We start from the raw sequence: 16,758 nt of genomic DNA on the forward strand, positions 1-16,758 counted from the left end.
GATCTTAGAGTGCTTGATATAAGGGCTTTAAGGTCTTTTTATTTAAAAAAATACAAAACTTAACTTTTCATATGAAAAAATTAAGTTTTGATTTAGAAAAATAAATATAGAACATTAGATAAATAAAGATTGGGTTTTAACGAATATAGATTGTACAAGGAAAAATAAGTGAACAAAAATAAAAAATAGTTGCATTAAAATAAAAAAAGAATTACTAAAAAATTATCTTAATGTTATATCTATAAGTTAAAAAGTATGCAATTGCATACAAATTATAAAAATAAAAAATAATACTGATATTTGAATACAAAATCTTGCAAATAGAAACTTTTAGTATTAAAATGTACATATAAATGGTAAAAGAGGTGTTTGTATGGCAAAGGAAAAGAAGAGTATAGCATTTAGTACAAGACTTACTGAAAGTATGGATAAAGCATTAGAAGAATTAAGTGATGTCAAAATGCTTACAAAACATGACTTGGTTAGAGTAGCATTGTCGGAATACTTATTAAGTAATAAATATCTTATAGATAGTAATAAGGAATATAAGGATAATAAGAGTAGTAGGTATGATAGTTTTGGCTTAACAACAGTAAAATCATCAAGTACAGGAGAGCGTGACAAATGGATACAGGGTATTGATTATGATGATAATGGAGAGCCAGAGGTAATGGATGATTTAGTGAAAATAGAAGTTAATATACCATTAGTTGAGGAGAAGGCAAAAATACCAGAATTGCTTGCTATGTTAAAAAATGCATCAGAAAGTGAAAAGAAGGAATTACAAGATAAATTAATTAATTTAGTTTCAGTTGATATAGTAGAGGAATATACAGTTAGATATACCGAAAAAGGCATTGAGTTTAAGGATGATCCTAGATTTCAATTATATTTAAACAAATGTATTAATGAGATTATTAGTGATATAAGACAAGGTCTTTAGGGGGAAGTAGGTATGGAGATTTGTGAGTATAAGGGTGAAATGCTATGTGCATATGACGTTACAAATAGTAATTATGCATTAAACTATGAATTGGTTAAAGTATTAAGAATTGCAGGTAAACTTGGGGAGTTAAGGTGTCCTGATTGTGGAAGAGAAGTTGTTTTAAATATAAAAGATCCAAGAGTTAAAATACCACATTTTTCACATAAGAATAGTGAAGAAAAGTGTGAGTATGTTAATGATGGATTTAAAGAAACAGAGCAACATAGAAAAGGAAAAATGATCTTATATTCATATTTGAAAGAAATGTATCCTACAGGTAAAATATATATCAATCATAGATTTAGTAATAAAAGAAGATGTGATATATACTGCGAATTTGAAGATGGTAACAAGTTAGCAATAGAATATCAAAGAACAGCATTAGATATACTAGAATGGCAGGACCGTCAAATGGAATATGATAATCAGGGAATAAGGGTACTTTGGTTATTATCTGGTAAAAAAGAAATACTAAATAATAAAGAAAAACAGATAGAAGTACCATTTTTTCAGCAAATAATGTTAAATGAATTAGAGAAAGTAGCAATATATATAGACGTAGACGAAGATGAATTTATACTGGCTAAAAATATGTATTATGTAGATAAATTTGATAGTAAAAATACATTTGATGAATTGTTTGTTGAGCCTTATAAACTGAAAAATGTTACTATTAATACAGAAGGTAAAATAGTATGTGATTTTATAGAAAAATATAATAGAGAAAATATAAGGTTTATTAGATATCATGAAAGAATGTGTGAGTTGGAAGAGACAGAACGAAAATTAAAGTTAGAAAAAACAGTAAAAGAAGTTTTTCAAGATAGAGAGAAAAGAGAGTTGAATGTAGAGTATAACTATGAAGAGGTAATAGAGAGATATTGTACAAGCAATAACAGGTATAGTTATAAAATAAAAGAATCTATAAATAATAATTCAGGGTCAATAAATGATTTAACTAAGTTTATAATATATAATGCAGGATCACAAGATTATAAAAATATTACATTAATGTTTAAATATATATATTTAACTGGTGAAGAAAAGGCTCTTGAAATATATACTCAAATAATGAGAGAGGCTGTTATTGAACCTGATATATTTGATAATAAACAATCACTGCAAGAGTTAAAATGTCCATATTGTGATGGTAATCTAATAAGAAGATATGGAAAGTATGGACCATTCGTTTCTTGTGGAAATTATCCGAAGTGTAAATTTTCATTTCAAGTATAAATATAAATAATATTTTGAAAAACAATAAAAGACTTCTATATAATATGAAAAATTATATGGAGGTCTTTATTTATGGTTTTAGGAAAATATATTAAACAAATAAGGTGTAATAAGAATATAACATTAAAAGAGTTATCAGAATTAACAGGAGTATCTGAATCCTATTTAAGTAGGATAGAAAATGGGGTAAAAACAAATCCTACTACAAGTGTTATAGAAAGAATACAAGAAGTGCTAGGAGTAGATATACTTGATAGGAAGATAGTATTTATTACTACGGAATTAAAGGGTATAAGAGTGATTTTAGATGATAAATTACTAAATGAAAAACAAGTGAAATCTCTTCAAGAATTTTTACTAAAATTAAAATGATAATAATAAAGTGCTAGAGATATAACTTTAGCACTTTATTATTGTTCTTTGACTAATACTGTGAATTTATAGGATATTTAGAGGCTGTAAAAAACTTTGTGTATCTGAAATTTCTTCTTAGAAATAATTAAAGAAATTTTGATTTATATTGTGTCTTCAAGTCATTGTATATATTCACCAATTAAGGTGAATAATATAAGTAGATAGAAGATTTCTTTTAAAAGAACTTTGACATTGGGAAACCTTTGTTGAAGTTTTTTTTATGCTCCTTTTGAAAAAGTATCGGAGAATATTATTTTTAATTCATTGATAACTAAATCCCAGTTTGCATAACTTCTAGTCCATTTAGCATGAACTCTTTCAGTAGCTAAATATAACATTTTTAATAGGCTTTCATCAGTAGGAAATATTAGTTTAGTCTTGGTAACTTTTCTAAATTGGCTATTTAAACTTTCGATAACGTTAGTTGTATAAATTATTTTTCTTATATATGGTGAAAATTCGAAGAACGTACTCAAGTTATCCCAATTGTCTTCCTAACTTTTTATTGCATTAGGATATTTGTTAACCCATTTTTCTTTTACATCTATAAGATTTTCCATAGCTTCGCTTTCGGTTACAGCTGTATAAATAGTTTTTAAATCAGCAACAAAAGCTTTTTTATCTTTATAAGGTACATACTTCATACTTGATCTTATTTGATGTATTATGCATCTTTGAATTTTAGCAAATGGGAAAGTAGCTCCGATAGCTTCTTTGAAGCCATTTAACCCATCTACACAGAATATTAAAACATCTTGAACTCCTCTATTCTTAAGGTCATTAAGTACTGAAAGCCAAAATTTACTACTTTCATTAGCGCCTATCCATATTCCTAAAACTTCTTTATTTCCGTCTAAATCAACGCCTATAACTACATATGCAGCTTTAACAACCACGCGTTTATCATCTCTAACCTTATAATGAATAGCATCCATAAAAATAAATGAATAAGTCTTTTCTAGGGGTCTATTCTGCCATTCAGACACTAATGGTAAAATTCTATTAGTTATATTAGATACTGTTTCAGCACTTATTTCAACATCATATAGTTCCTTTATTTGCTCTGATATGTCTCTAGTAGTCATTCCTTTAGAATAAAGGGATAATATCTTATCTTCTATGCCATTAACGTTTCTTTGATGCTTTGGTACTATTTGTGGTTCAAATTCGCCGTTGCGGTCGCGAGGTATATTTAATGATATTTCTCCTAGTTCTGTCTTAATTGTTTTCTTGGAGTATCCGTTTCTACTATTCACTTTTTCACTTACTTCATGCTTTCCGTACCCAAGAGTTTCATCTAACTCAGCTTCTAAAGCTTCTTGTAATACATCCTTAAATAATTCTTTTAATGAAGATAGAACCTCGTTAGGATTAGTGAAATTTTGTTCATTAATATAAGCTCTTAATAATTCTTTTGATAAATCTGACATAATAAAAGACTCCTTCCTGGTAATTAATTATTAGCTTAATTATCGCCAAGAAGAAGTCTCCCTTATTCAGTTTACACAAAATTATTTACATGCTCTAATAGTTTAGTAGATCTTCATAAATTAAAAGTAATTATGGAGGTAAATAATTTGAAAGTTAATAAAAGTCAAATTGCAAGAGAACTTGGCGTGGATGCCCGTACCGTAGGCAAATATTTAAATGGATATGTTAAGCCATCAACTCGAAATCGAAAATCACCAATTGATGATTTTAAGCCTATTATACAATCTCTTTTGAATGAAGAGTCAATTCAAGTATTCTATTATAAGCGTGTTCTATGGCAATATCTTAAAGATAACCATGGCTTAGACTGTGCAAAATCTTCTTTTAGAAGATACATATCTAATAATATTGAGTTTAATGACTATTTTAAACGTAGAAAAAAAGGCTACATATCTAATAAATCTACTATGAGATTTGAAACGGATAAGGGACAACAAGCACAATTAGATTGGAAAGAAAATATTGATTTTGTTTTAAGCAACGGTGAAGTTATTAACATAAATATATTTGTTTTAATACTGTCATATTCAAGGTTTAGAATTTATAGATTATCATTAGAAAAAACACAAGATATATTATTTTCATTTTTAAATGAATCATTTGAAGCCTTTGGCGGCGTTCCTAAAGAGTTATTAACAGATAATATGAAAACTGTTATGGATCACCCAAGAACAACTTATCAAAGCGGAAAGGTAAATAATAAATTTCAACAGTTTGCAGATGATTATGGTTTTAAAGTACGTCCCTGCATAGCAGGTAGACCGAATACAAAAGCTAAAGTAGAAGCACCAATGAAATTACTAGATGAGATTAGAGCTTATAATGGTACTCTCAACTTTGATGAATTACATGAATTGATTTCAAAACTTAATAACAGAATTAATGGGACATGCCATACTTCAACTGGAAAAATTCCTGTTCTACACTTAGAAAAAGAAAAAGATTTCTTATTTGCGCTTCCAACATAACAAATAAGAAATCAATACAACATCATAACTACAAGTGTTAAGGTTAATAGCCAAAGTATGATTTCTTATAAATCAAACCAATATTCTGTACCACCAGAATATATAGGCAAAAAACTTAAACTGCAAGTATATGACAATCAACTACATTTGTATTATAGCACAAATTTAGTTACTATCCATGAAATTAAAAATCAAAAATTAAATTATCATAATAATCATTACTTACAGATTAGTTCTTTAACATTAAAAAATTCTAAATATGAAATGAATGAAATAGCTAAAAATAATTTAAAAGTGATAGGAGAAATATATGGTAACTAATAGTGCGTATATGCAATTAATTAATAATTTAGAGTATTTAAAATTAAAGCAAATGGTTAATCATTTAGATGAAGTTATTGATTTTTCAACAAAAAACAATTTATCATTTGTTGATACTCTTATAAAACTTACATCTCATGAAATAGATTGTAAAGAAGCAAATATGATTAGATCAATGGTTAAAGTAGGGGCATTTCCCCACACTAAAGAACTTAAAGACTTTGATTTTAATTTTCAACCATGTATAAATAAAGATCAAATATTAGATTTTGCATCATTACGCTTCTTACAAGCAAAAGAGAATATTGTATTTTTAGGAACAAGTGGAGTTGGAAAGACTCACCTGTCCACTTCTATAGGTATCGCTGCCGCGAAGCGAAGATGTAGCACATATTTTATTAAATGTAATGATTTATTACAGCAATTAAAAAGAGCTAATTTAGAAAATAGGCTTGATTCAAGGCTTAAGCATTTTAGTAAATACAAGCTTTTGATTATAGACGAATTAGGATACTTACCTATAGATAAAGAAGATTCAAAACTATTTTTTCAACTTATAGATATGCGTTATGAAAAGAAAAGTACTATTATAACTACTAATATAAATTTTAATGCTTGGGATGAAATATTTTGTGATCCTATAATAGCTAATGCTATTTTAGATAGGGTACTTCACCACGCTCACGTAGTTTCTATTACTGGAAATTCTTATAGATTAAAAGATCATTTTAATTTTGAGGAGAACTAAAAACAACACTCTTAAATGATCAAAAACTTACAGCATTAACTTGACATTTATAATATCTATTGTGCTTGGGATTTCTATTTTAAAGATAGTATAATAGAACAGATAAAATTTAATATTAAAGAACTAAAAGAATTTGATGTTGATATAGTAAATTTATAGTTAGAGAATGAGATTAAGACTAGGGTATTGTTTCCTGGTCTTTTTTTTATAAAAAAAATTAAAAATTTTTAGAGGATTTTATTTTACTCATGTTATGTATAAATACAAAGGTTATAGAGGCTTTGTTTACAAGACTTAACGAAAAGTAAAAAAGTTTTAAAAAAATAAAAAATTTTTGGCGGATTTTATTTTACTCGTGTTATGTATAAATACAAAGGTTATAAAGCCTTTGTTTACAAGACTTTCCGGAAAGTAAAAAAGTTAAGTAACAGAGGAGGATAAAATTATGGCAAGAATAAAAATAGAAGAATGTAAAGTAGAAGAGGTAAATTTATATAAATTTGATATAGAAGATTTAATGGAGAAATTTGTAGTAAATACAATTAAAGAAAATAACAATGAAAAGAATATAAAGAAAACAGCATAGGAGGAATTAAATATGAAGTTAAAAGAATTAATTTGTAATTTAGAAAAGTTAGGAGTAAAGGTAGGGAATTATAGAAATTGGTCATTTTATAAGGAGAATGAAAATAATGAAGTTAAAGTTGGTATATATGCTAGAGTATCTAAAAAAGATGATATTGCAATTACTAAACAATTAGATAATCTTAGATTTTTTGCAGAAGACTTAGAGTTAGAGGAAGAAGATATAACAGAGTATTATGATAATGGGGTTTCAGGAACTGCTAATGATAAGAGGGCTGGTTATACAGAAATGTTAAGGGCTTTAAAAGCAGGAGAGATAAATTGTATAATAACAACTCACATTGATAGATTAGGAAGATTAACAAACAATAACATGAACTTGCTATATAATGGTGGTTCAGCAAATTTATTATATATAGATATGGATAATTCAATAATAAATTCTATGAAGGCATATTCAGAAATTGAAGCAATAAGCAATGTAGCACAAGATTATGTAAAAGCAAGTTCTGTAAAAACAAGAAGAGGATTAAACGGCATGGCTAGAAAAGGGAGTTATATTGGTTCAAAGGCGCCCTTTGGATTAGAGAGGTATAGGAACAGTAATGGGATAGTTGAATTGAGAGTAGAAAAATCAATTAAATCAGATATAGTTAAATTAATTTTCGAAGATTATATTTTAGGGTTAACATTAAATGATATTGCAGATAAAATTACTAAACTAGGTATAGCATCACCAACAGGTAATAAGATATGGAGTAAACAAACAATTTCTGCTATATTAAAAAATCCATTATACTGTGGTAATCTAAGTCAATTTAGGACTCAAAAAAACGGATTTATAAATTCGGGGGAATTTAAAGAAATAATAAGTAAAGATAAAGATAATTGGATGACTACAGCAAAGTTTAAAAGTATAATTGATGAAAAGACATATGAGTTAGTACAAGACTTGCTTATAGAAACCAATAGTAATAGTAGAACTAAGTCTGGAATTAAATATGCCTTTGCTGGATTATTGAAATGTGGAGATTGTGGACAAGCGCTAGTATATAAGAAACGTTCAAAGGGATATGTCTGTGCAGCAAGTAATAATAAGGGGAAATTTGGATGTACTACACATTTAATAAAGGAAGAAGAGTTGTTTAAAATAGTTAAGGAATTATTAATTAACAATATTAATTCTTGTGAAAATTTAGACTTGAATAAGGTTTTAGAAAAGGTTATAAGTGTTAAAAATGATAACTCATTTCATGTTAGTGAAAAAGAAAAATTAGAGACACAAGTAAAGGAGACTACAAAAGAAATACTTGATGTAGAAAGACAACTTGATAGTAAAGATTGTAGTTAAGACATAGATATATTAAATGAATTGATCATAGATTTAAAAGAAAAAAGAAGTTCATTAAAAGAACAAATTAAACTAAAAGATGAGATTATAGATTATCAATTTTCATTATTTGAAAAAAGCAAAAAGATTATTGAGATTTAGATAAACATATAACTTGTAAAAATTCCGTACTAACATTATTTATTGATAAGATTAAAGTATAGGAGAATAATAAAATTGAAGTAATGTGGAGATTTTAGCAAAAGGATTAGGTGCAACAATTACTGTTGTTGTATCTAGTCCTTTTCATATATATAGGTATTTTAGAATAATGTATATCAGTAGTAATTTTTAAGGGAAAGATTAATGAGTAAAGTCATAGTAAATATTCAATATGGGGAAGAGAATATTGAAAACATTATTGATAAAATAATTAAAGAAAAAATTAATGAAGTAACTAGAAATATAAAAAAAGGTGATATAGCGCGGTATAATAATATTGTAAACAAAGATCTATCCACTAATTGTGAAGAAAAGCAAGAGGTGGTTAAAGAGTGAGAAAGATATGGAATGTAGCAATATATGCTAGAGTAAGTACTGATAAGGATTCACAAGCGGAATCTATTCCAGCACAGGTTGGAAATTTGAAAAAGTGGCTATTAGAGAAGTCGAGGGATGATAAGGAGGGAGTATATAACTTAGTAAATATTTATGAAGATTTGGGAATGTCAGGAACAAACTTTGATAGAGATTCATTTATAAGGATGAAGCAAGATATAGAGGATAAGAAAATAAATATGGTTTTAACTAGAGATTTATCAAGATTCTCTAGAGACTACATTACTGCAGGATATTATTTAGAAGATTACTTCAAAGTTAAGGATGTAAGATTTATATCTGTTTTAGACAATGTTGATACAGATAATGAGTTTAATGATATTATTCCATTTAAGAATATTATAAATGAAATGTATGTAAAAGACTGTAGTAAGAGAGTAAAGAGTGCTTTAAATGATAGAATGCAACGAGGCTCATCCATAGCATCTAAACCACCTTATGGGTATAAGTTTGAAGAGTTCTATGAAGGTAATCAGAAAACAATTGTGTTAGTTCCAGAAGGGGGAGAACATACAGAAGTAGTTAAAGAAATATTTTCCTTATACCAGCAGGGATGGGGCTACGGAAGAATAGCCACCTACTTAAACAAAAAAGGAATATTACCCCCAAGTGCAAGAATTAATAATTTCAAGAGAAAGAAATTTGGAATTTGGACTAATAATACAATTCAAAGCATACTTACAAACCCAAAATATGGAGGGTATATGGTCCAGCAACGATGGAAAAAAGTTAGTTATAAAATAAAACAAGTGAAAGTAACATCAAAAGAAGAATGGATTTGGGGAGGAGAATTTGAAGGTATTATAGATAAGGATACTTTCAAAAGAGTACAAACTATAATTGAAAAAAGAAAGAATGGGTATAGATATAAGCAAGATAGAATATATCCATTTACTACTGTATTAAAATGCGGAGGTTGTGGCGGAAGTATGTCCTATAGAAAAAAATATAAGGGATATAAGTGTACAAACTCTCAAATGGGTGGTGGCAGATGTACACCACACTCTATTAAGGAAGAAGATCTAATAGAAGAAATAAAGTCTTATGTAGAAGGAGCAATAAATAAAAAAGTAAATAAAAATAAGTATTATAAAGATGTGGATGGTATTGTTATAGAGAATGAATTCGAAAAAGAGTTATCCAAAGTAATTACTGAATTATCCACATTGGATGCTAAATTTCAGAGGCTATATGAGGATAAATTAAATGAAAAAATATCTGAAAGGAATTTTTCGAATTTAAGTGTTACAATACAAACAAAGCAAGAAAGTTTAATAAAGAGAAAAGAAGAATTAGAAGAGATAATACAAAATAATGATAAAGATATAGATATAACTAAAATATATAAAGATGAAATAGATAAAGTTTTATCTTTAGAAGAACTAGATAGAAATTTTGTGGAGGCTTTAGTAGATAAAATTATTGTTAATGAGGATAAGATAACAAAAGAAAAAAGTGTGGATATTTATTTTAAGTTTAGTAAATAGAGGCTATAATAAAAAGTATGAGATAAAAGTCAGAGGAAAGAAAGAGGTGAATTATATTGGAGATAGACATATATTCAATAGTTGAAAATGAAGAAATAGAATGCAAAGAAGCAGCAGGAGGCTTACCTAAAGATTTATGGGAAACTTACTCCGCATTTTGCAATACAAATGGAGGGACTATTTTATTAGGTATAAAAGAAAAGAAGGGTATATTTAGTGTGTGTGGAATAGAAAATACAGACAATATACTTAAGGATTTATGGGATAATTTAAATAACCCTAAAAAAGTAAGTTCTAACATATTAAATAATTCACTAGTAAAGATAGAAGAAGTTGATAATAAGAAAATAATATTAATTAATGTTCCCAAAGCAGAAAGAAAAGAAAGGCCTGTTTATATTGGTGAAAATCCATTTAATGAAAGTAAACATTTAGGAACATATAGAAGAAATCACTCTGGAGATTATAAATGTTCAAGTGAAGAAATAAAAAGAATGATTGCAGATCAATTAGATGAATCACAAGATAGTATTATTTTAGATGGATTTTCTATGGAAGATTTAAATCAAGATACTATTGATAGTTTTAGAAATAGACTAAGAGCAGTAAAACCAAATCATCCATGGGTATCTTTAGAGGATAAATCATTTTTATATAAATTAGGTGCTTATGATAAAGATAGGAAAACAGGTAGAGAAGGAATTACAGCAGCAGGGCTTTTAATGTTTGGAGAAGATAGGAGCATAACAGATGAGTTTCCAAAGTATTTTTTAGATTATAGAGAGAAAATGTCACAAGACGTTAGATGGGATTATAGAGTAATATCTTCTGATGGGACATGGAGTGGAAATATATTTGATTTTTATTTTAAAATTATAAACAGAATAACAGATAATTTAAATATACCATTTAGAATTGTTAATGGAGTAAGACACGAGGACACAAGAGTGCATGAGGCTGTAAGAGAGGCTGTTGCAAATTCTTTAATACATTCAGATTATAGACTTCCGAGAGGGATAGTTATAGAAAAGGGAAAAACTTTTTTCAAAATTAGTAATCCGGGAAGTTTAAGGATTAGTAGAGAAGAAGTATTAAGAGGTGGGATAAGTGATCCAAGAAATGAAAATATATTTAAGATGTTTAATATACTAGGTGTTGGAGAAAGAGCAGGCTCTGGACTTGAAAATATTCAGTTAGTATGGAAAGAGCAAGAATGGTTAGCACCAGATTTGGAAGAATTATATAATCCAGATAGAATAGACTTAACATTAAGAACAGTAGCTATGTTGCCAGAAGAAAGTATAAGACTCTTAAAAAGTGTATTAAAAGATAAATATAATAAGTTAAATAGAGAAGAAGTAATGGCACTAGTAGCGGCACATCAAGAGGGATATGTAACTAATAACAGATTACAACAACTATTAGATACTCATGCGATAAATAGTAGTAAGATAATATCATCTTTAGTTGATGAAAATTATTTAGAGGCTGATGGGATAGGAAGAGGAACTAAGTATTATTTAACAAATTTATTTAGAAACTTAAATCAAAATTATGAAGTTAACATTCAGAACAATGATGAAAGCGATCTTTCTAAAGATGAGCAATTAATAGTTGACTATATCATAAAAAATAAGTTCATAACAAATTCTTTAGCAAGAAGTGATTTGAAATTATCTAAAACAACTGCAAGTAGAATTTTTAATAAATTAATAAGTAAGGATAAAATAGTTAGGCTTGGTTCAGGTTCTCAAATTAAATATGTAATTGCAGATAAGTTTTAAAATGAAACGGTGGAACGGTGAAGTGGAACGGTGGAACGGTAAAATGGAACGATAGAATGTCCAATAACGTCAATGTGGAGACAGCTACTTGCATAGGTCTTTCAGCAGTTAAGTTATTAAAACAAGATGGAGATGCTGTTATGGTTGTTTTACCTTCAGATCATCATATAGAATGCGAGAAGGATTATATAGAAACATTAGCACAAGCTGTAGATATAGCAAATAGAAAAAGAGGAATAGTAACACTTGGAATTTCACCAACAAGACCAGAAACAGGGTATGGATATATAGAAATGGGACAAAGAATACCAGGGGAAAGACCAAGCTATAAAGTTGCAAGATTCACAGAAAAGCCAAACACAGAGGTTGCAAAGGACTTTTTGTTAAAAGGAACTTATTTGTGGAATTCGGGTATATTTGTATTTAGAGCAGATGCTATATTAAGAGAAATAGAAAAATACCTTCCACAATTATATAAATCCTTAATGGAAATATATAAGCACCTAGGTGAAGAGGATGAAGAAAAAATAATAGAGGAACAATATGAGCTAATAGATGGCATATCAATAGACTTTGGAGTAATGCAAAAAACAAGAAAAGCTTATGTTATAAAAAGCGATTTTGTTTGGGATGACATAGGAAGTTTTTCAGCATTAAGTAGATATTTGAAGGAAGAGAAAAATAATAAAGTTAGTGAAAATGTATATCTACAGGAATGTGAAAACTGTGCTGTCTTTGGCGAAAAAAATCTCATTATAGGTTTAGGAGTAAAAGATTTAATCGTAGTAGATGCTGGAGATGTAATATTAATAATGGATAAAAATAAAGATCAAGAAATTAAGCATTTATTAAATGATTTAAATCATAAAAATGAATATGAAAACTTTATTTAAATAAGATTAAAAAGGATGTATTAGAAATAATACATCCTTTTTGGTTAAGTAGTAATAGTTTTATTTTGTTGATTATTTTAATAATTTAAGCATTAATATAAATAATAGAATCTAATTAAGAGAAAAATATAAAAATGGAGGTAAATATGTTAAGTAAAGAGTTGGCTCAAAATATAGTTGATAAAATGATGCAAGTTATCCCATATAACGTAAACATAATGAATGAGAAAGGGGTAATTGTTGGTAGTGGAGATTACTATAGAGTAGGAAGCTTACATTGTGGAGCTGTAGAAGCTTTGCACTTAAGAAAGACAATTGAAGTTATAAATGAAAATACAGATATAAAACCAGGAGTAAATATACCTATATATTTTAAGGAAAGAGTAATAGGTGTCATTGGAATAACTGGTAATCCAGAACAGGTTAGAGCTTTTGGTGAAATTGTAAGAGTTACAGCAGAACTTTTAATTAATCAGGAATATTCATTAAATCAATACATAATAAAAAGTAAGTTAAAAGAAGAGTTTATTTATGAATGGTTGTACTCTAACAATGAATATGATAATGAGTTTAAAGATAGGGGAAAGGCGTTAGAGATAGATGTAACTGGTAATAAAATAGTTATTATAATTGAGTACAAGAAAGAAACCTCAGATAAAATTAGAAAATATATAAATAAAGTTATAAAGCAAAATGAATATTACTTAAATATATCAACAAATAGAATAGCAGTAATAATAAACGATGATATTAATAAAAAGAAAAGAATACAGGATTTAGAAAGTAAGTTTAATGAAGCTATAATCAGACTAGGAATAGGAAGAAATAGTAAAATATTAAATAATTCTTTATTAGAAGCGATAGAGTCAATAAATATAGCTAATAGTTTATTTGAATATAGAAAAATAGTTAGGTACGAGGAAATAGAATTCTTTTATAAAATGCAAGAATTATTTAAAAGTAACAATAATAATAACATTATAAATTCTATTAAGCTTAGTAGTAAGGGAAATGAACTTATTGATACCTTTATAACTTTTATGGATTTAAATGGTGAGAGAAATAAGATAGCTCAAAATCTACATATACATAGAAATACATTAAATTATAGGTTAGAGAAAATAGAAGAGGTAACCAATTTAAAGTTTGATAATATATTAGATTTCTATAAATTAAGTACTGCGTATATTTCCTATAAATTATTTTGTGCAAATGAACAAAATAATAGCTAAAAAATACGTTAAAAGAACAATGAATTCGTTTACGAAAACATATACAATAAGGTCATAAGATAGAAAATAAAATGTGTTAGGGGGATACAAATGGATATTACAGTAACAGCTTTTGGGGCTATAGTAGCTTTAATAGTTTCAATAACGTTAATTATCAAAAAAGTACATCCAGCTTATGGCTTAATAATAGGAGCTTTAGTAGGTGGATTAATAGGGGGAGCTGGATTAACGGGAACTGTTAATTTAATGATGGGCGGAGCAAAAGGAATGATGCCAGCCATATTAAGAATATTAACAGCAGGAGTATTAGCAGGCGTGCTAATAGAATCAGGAGCAGCAGCTAGAATAGCAGAGACAATAGTAGAGAAGATAGGTGAGTCAAGAGCACTTATAGCACTTACAATTGCAACTATGGTTTTAACAATGGTTGGAGTATTTGTTGATGTTGCGGTAATAACTGTTTCACCAATAGCACTTGCAATAGCAAGCAAATTAAACTTAAGTAAATCAGCAATACTTTTAGCAATGATTGGTGGAGGAAAGGCTGGAAATATAATGTCTCCTAATCCAAACACAATTGCAGCGGCAGATAATTTAGGAGTTTCATTAACTAGTGTCATGATGGCTGGAATAATACCAGCAATATTTGGCGTAATAGTTACTTGCATATTAGCAAAAAGATTAAAGGAAAAGGGTAGTTTTGTAACTAATTCAGATAATATAAGAAAAATAGAGGATATGCCAAAGTTTTTACCGGCAATAGTAGGACCTCTAGTAGCTATACTACTATTAATGTTAAGACCAATTGCGGGAATAAATATAGATCCATTAATAGCATTGCCAGTTGGAGGAATATGCGGAGTTTTAGCAATGGGAAAAATGAAGCATCTAAATTCATATGCTTCATTTGGATTAGGAAAAATGAGTGGAGTAGCAATACTTTTAATTGGTACAGGAACTTTAGCAGGAATAATATCTAATTCAGGATTAAAGGATGTAATAATTCAGGGAATAAATACATTAGGATTACCAAGTATTGCGTTAGCACCTGTTTCAGGTATATTAATGTCAGCAGCAACAGCATCAACAACATCTGGAACAGCAGTTGCAACATCCGTATTTGGAGGAACAATTTTAGAACTTGGAGTACCAGCATTGGCTGCAGCTGCTATGATACATGCAGGAGCAACCGTTTTAGATCACTTGCCACATGGAAGTTTCTTTCATGCAACAGGTGGTAGCGTAAATATGGGAATGAATGAAAGATTAAAGCTTATACCATATGAATCATTAGTTGGACTAACAATGGTAGTAGTATCAACAATAATTTTTGGAATAATATTATAATCAGTTAAGAATGGAGATGGAATAAATGAAGTTTGTATTAGCACCAGATTCCTTTAAAGAAAGTATGAGTTCAAAAGAAGCATGTAATGCAATGGAAAGAGGAATAAAAAAAGTATTACCAAATGCTGAGTGTATAAAGGTTCCTATGGCAGATGGTGGAGAAGGGACAGTAGAAGCATTAGTACATGGAACTGATGGTAAAATTGTAAATGTTATTGTTACACCACCACTAGGAGAAAGAAAAGTAAGTGCAATATATGGAATACTTGGAAATGGAACTACTGCAATTATAGAAATGGCCAGCGCAAGTGGAATACATCTTGTAAAAAGAGAAGAACGAAATCCATTATTAACAACAACCTATGGAACAGGAGAAATAATAAAGGATGCCTTAGATAAAGGAATTAAGCATTTTGTTATAGGTATAGGTGGAAGTGCCACTAATGATGGTGGCGCAGGAATGATACAGGCGTTAGGTGGAAAACTACTAGATAAATATGGAAATCAAGTTTCATTTGGAGGAGGAGCTTTAAAAAATATTGAAAAAATAGATTTGAGTGAACTAGATAAAAGACTTAAAGAGGTTACTATAGAAGTTGCTTGTGATGTTACAAATCCACTAATTGGGGAAAATGGTGCATCAGCAGTTTTCGGACCTCAAAAAGGTGCAACTTCAGAAATGGTAAAAGAACTTGATAGAAATCTAGCCCATTACGCTGAATGTATAAAAAGAGATATAGGAAAAGATGTTGCATATGAAGAAGGAGCAGGTGCAGCTGGTGGATTAGGAGCAGCATTATTAGCATTTTTAAATGCAGATCTAAAAAAAGGAATTGAATTAGTTATTAAACACACGGAGCTATCTAAAAAGGTTGAGGGAGCAGACTTTGTATTTACAGGAGAAGGAAGTATCGACAATCAAACTATCTATGGAAAAACTCCAATGGGAGTAGCACAAGTGGCTAAATCAAAAAGAGTAAAAACAATTGCATTTGCAGGTAAAGTTGGAGAGGGAGTTGAGAATTTATATGATATAGGAATTAACTCTATATTTAGTATAATGACAGGTGTATCAACTCTTGAAGAGGCTCTTGAAAATGGAAGAAAGAATTTAGAAAAAACAACAGAGAATATAGTTAGAGCATTAATTAAATAAAAAACAAAAAAATCTTCATTAAAAATTTTTTAATGAAGATTTTTTATTTTGAATAATTAGAGCGAAAATATTCATATATTACTAATTAGATGTAAGGTTAAAAAATACTTTTTATTATAAGGAATATAAGGTGTTAGTATTATACATGATAAGTAATGGAGAT

12 protein-coding genes and 3 pseudogenes are annotated in these 16,758 nt (G+C 28.5%); 14 read left to right on the forward strand and 1 reads right to left on the reverse strand.

Annotation, left to right across the window (positions count from 1 at the left end; all coding sequences use genetic code 11):
- The first annotated feature begins 373 nt into the window (after positions 1-373).
- The 3 genes from ACYQ1T_RS08030 to ACYQ1T_RS08040 all read left to right on the forward strand — a co-directional run bounded on the left by ACYQ1T_RS08030 (position 374) and on the right by ACYQ1T_RS08040 (position 2,593).
- A complete protein-coding gene (locus ACYQ1T_RS08030; RefSeq protein WP_459833779.1) occupies positions 374-943 on the forward strand; it encodes a hypothetical protein in 570 nt (189 codons plus the stop codon).
- Between the two features lie 12 nt (positions 944-955).
- Complete coding sequence (locus ACYQ1T_RS08035; RefSeq protein WP_459833782.1) at positions 956-2,221, forward strand: competence protein CoiA family protein; 1,266 nt, start codon at positions 956-958, stop codon at positions 2,219-2,221.
- Positions 2,222-2,293: 72 nt separating this feature from the next.
- Positions 2,294-2,593 carry a helix-turn-helix domain-containing protein gene (locus tag ACYQ1T_RS08040; RefSeq protein ID WP_459833784.1) on the forward strand — a complete coding sequence of 100 codons (300 nt, stop codon included), beginning with the start codon at positions 2,294-2,296 and terminating at the stop codon, positions 2,591-2,593.
- Positions 2,594-2,853: 260 nt separating this feature from the next.
- On the opposite strand, the pseudogene ACYQ1T_RS08045 reads toward ACYQ1T_RS08040, so the two are convergent.
- Positions 2,854-4,065, reverse strand: a pseudogene (locus tag ACYQ1T_RS08045) (IS256 family transposase).
- 96 nt (positions 4,066-4,161) lie between these two features.
- Between ACYQ1T_RS08045 and istA the strand changes: the two are divergent.
- The 11 genes and pseudogenes from istA to ACYQ1T_RS08100 all read left to right on the forward strand — a co-directional run.
- Positions 4,162-5,411 (forward strand): annotated as a pseudogene (gene istA, locus ACYQ1T_RS08050) (IS21 family transposase); the annotation flags it as partial.
- Positions 5,405-6,163 (forward strand): IS21-like element helper ATPase IstB, encoded by a 759-nt coding sequence (istB, locus tag ACYQ1T_RS08055; RefSeq protein ID WP_459831189.1) that lies wholly within the window; start codon positions 5,405-5,407, stop codon positions 6,161-6,163. The pseudogene istA and the gene istB, both read left to right, overlap by 7 nt.
- A 445-nt stretch (positions 6,164-6,608) precedes the next feature.
- Positions 6,609-6,749, forward strand: coding sequence for a hypothetical protein (locus ACYQ1T_RS08060; RefSeq protein WP_459833787.1), 141 nt, complete (start codon positions 6,609-6,611; stop codon positions 6,747-6,749).
- A gap of 12 nt (positions 6,750-6,761) precedes the next feature.
- Complete coding sequence (locus ACYQ1T_RS08065; RefSeq protein ID WP_459833789.1) at positions 6,762-8,099, forward strand: recombinase family protein; 1,338 nt, start codon at positions 6,762-6,764, stop codon at positions 8,097-8,099.
- Between the two features lie 345 nt (positions 8,100-8,444).
- A complete protein-coding gene (locus ACYQ1T_RS08070; RefSeq protein WP_459833791.1) occupies positions 8,445-8,636 on the forward strand; it encodes a hypothetical protein in 192 nt (63 codons plus the stop codon).
- The gene (locus ACYQ1T_RS08075) at positions 8,633-10,183 is read left to right on the forward strand and encodes a recombinase family protein (protein WP_459833794.1); all 1,551 of its coding nucleotides are present in this window, start codon (positions 8,633-8,635) and stop codon (positions 10,181-10,183) included. The genes ACYQ1T_RS08070 and ACYQ1T_RS08075 overlap by 4 nt, the downstream gene beginning before the upstream one ends.
- A 56-nt stretch (positions 10,184-10,239) precedes the next feature.
- The gene (locus ACYQ1T_RS08080; protein ID WP_459833797.1) at positions 10,240-11,967 is read left to right on the forward strand and encodes an RNA-binding domain-containing protein; all 1,728 of its coding nucleotides are present in this window, start codon (positions 10,240-10,242) and stop codon (positions 11,965-11,967) included.
- A 71-nt stretch (positions 11,968-12,038) separates the two neighbouring features.
- Positions 12,039-12,860 (forward strand): annotated as a pseudogene (locus ACYQ1T_RS08085) (mannose-1-phosphate guanylyltransferase); the annotation flags it as partial.
- 146 nt (positions 12,861-13,006) lie between these two features.
- Positions 13,007-14,092, forward strand: a complete 1,086-nt coding sequence (locus ACYQ1T_RS08090) for a CdaR family transcriptional regulator (protein ID WP_459833799.1) — start codon at positions 13,007-13,009, stop codon at positions 14,090-14,092.
- A gap of 90 nt (positions 14,093-14,182) precedes the next feature.
- Positions 14,183-15,439: a GntP family permease gene (locus ACYQ1T_RS08095; RefSeq protein WP_459833802.1), complete on the forward strand. Its 1,257-nt coding sequence runs from the start codon at positions 14,183-14,185 to the stop codon at positions 15,437-15,439.
- A gap of 25 nt (positions 15,440-15,464) precedes the next feature.
- Entirely contained in the window at positions 15,465-16,595 is a 1,131-nt protein-coding gene (locus tag ACYQ1T_RS08100; protein WP_459833804.1) for a glycerate kinase, read from the forward strand.
- Positions 16,596-16,758 lie beyond the last annotated feature (163 nt).

The sequence above is a fragment of the Clostridium carnis genome, from assembly GCF_054657435.1.

Coding starts and splice junctions, on each gene's coding strand:
- ACYQ1T_RS08030 (WP_459833779.1), top strand. CDS start 374: ATGGCAAAGGAAAAGAAGAGTATAGCATTTAGTACAAGACTTACTGAA.
- ACYQ1T_RS08035 (WP_459833782.1), top strand. CDS start 956: ATGGAGATTTGTGAGTATAAGGGTGAAATGCTATGTGCATATGACGTT.
- ACYQ1T_RS08040 (WP_459833784.1), top strand. CDS start 2,294: ATGGTTTTAGGAAAATATATTAAACAAATAAGGTGTAATAAGAATATA.
- istB (WP_459831189.1), top strand. CDS start 5,405: ATGGTAACTAATAGTGCGTATATGCAATTAATTAATAATTTAGAGTAT.
- ACYQ1T_RS08060 (WP_459833787.1), top strand. CDS start 6,609: ATGGCAAGAATAAAAATAGAAGAATGTAAAGTAGAAGAGGTAAATTTA.
- ACYQ1T_RS08065 (WP_459833789.1), top strand. CDS start 6,762: ATGAAGTTAAAAGAATTAATTTGTAATTTAGAAAAGTTAGGAGTAAAG.
- ACYQ1T_RS08070 (WP_459833791.1), top strand. CDS start 8,445: ATGAGTAAAGTCATAGTAAATATTCAATATGGGGAAGAGAATATTGAA.
- ACYQ1T_RS08090 (WP_459833799.1), top strand. CDS start 13,007: ATGTTAAGTAAAGAGTTGGCTCAAAATATAGTTGATAAAATGATGCAA.
- ACYQ1T_RS08095 (WP_459833802.1), top strand. CDS start 14,183: ATGGATATTACAGTAACAGCTTTTGGGGCTATAGTAGCTTTAATAGTT.
- ACYQ1T_RS08100 (WP_459833804.1), top strand. CDS start 15,465: ATGAAGTTTGTATTAGCACCAGATTCCTTTAAAGAAAGTATGAGTTCA.